At 61.3% G+C, this 930-nt stretch carries 2 protein-coding genes; both read right to left on the bottom strand.

Annotated elements, in window-relative coordinates; translation table 11 throughout:
- Positions 1-269: type VI secretion system contractile sheath small subunit (locus I5W_RS21480; protein WP_044530761.1), on the bottom strand; the 269-nt coding region annotated here is incomplete at its 3' end.
- An 89-nt stretch (positions 270-358) separates the two neighbouring features.
- Positions 359-930: sigma 54-interacting transcriptional regulator (locus tag I5W_RS33970; protein ID WP_044530760.1), on the bottom strand; the 572-nt coding region annotated here is incomplete at its 5' end.

Below are 930 nucleotides of genomic sequence, written 5' to 3'. Positions count from 1 at the left end.
GAGAGCTCGTTGGGCACGCGATAGACAGCACGTGGCTCGATACCTTTCATCACTTCGTCGAAATTGTCGGGATCGATGTTGATGAACTTGCGTTCCTTCAGCCGCGGCTGCGGCACTTCGGAGTTGCCACCGAAATCACCGACCACCCCGGTGACGAATGCCAGTTCCTTCTTTTCGATGGCGTCGCCGATCTCGACGTCATAAGTCATCTGCACGCGCGGGGGACGCACTTTCTGCAGTTTCTTCTGGATGCTTTCTCTTTTGGCCATGTTTGCTCCGCTGCTATATTGGGTGATTGCCCCATCGCCTGAGGCTGCTTGAACTGCAGGAGCCGTTGCCAGCTCCCGCCTGGCCTGCCTTACTTCAGATTGCCGAACGGATTCGGACCGCTGCCGCCACCACCGCTGTTGCCGCTGTCGGTAGTATCGGCCGCCGCAGGAGCGGCCTTGCGGACCACCTTGCCACGCGCGCGGGTGGCCGCAACCGGCTTGGCCGGAGCGGGCACCAGGGTGTTTTCGCCGAGACTCTCGCGCAGAATCTTGGTCAGATCCTGCGCCTCGGTCTTGACGCGGTATTCATCGAGGAAGTGATAGGCCAGCGGCAGGATGTCTTCGGGCCGTTCGCGCAGCCGCGGAATGGTCAACTGCACCACCTGCAGACGATAGTAAAGATCCTGGCGGAAATGCCCGGCTGCCACCGCATCCTGCAAGCGCACGTTGGTGGCGGCGATGATGCGCACGTCAATCGGAATACTGCGACGCGAACCCAGGCGCACCACTTCGCGCTCCTGCAGCACACGCAACAGCTTGACCTGGATCGCCAGTGGCAGGTCGCCGATTTCATCGAGGAACAGCGTGCCGCCATTGGCCGCTTCGAACCATCCCGCCTTGTGGGCGATGGCACCGGTGAAGGCGCCTTTCATGCCGACAT

Origin of the sequence: Herbaspirillum sp. B65, assembly GCF_000333555.1 — a bacterium.
Classification (GTDB): Bacteria; Pseudomonadota; Gammaproteobacteria; order Burkholderiales; family Burkholderiaceae_D; genus Herbaspirillum; species Herbaspirillum rubrisubalbicans.
Note: the sequence above shows the minus strand (reverse complement) of the source record. Positions and strands in the feature narration are given on the sequence as shown.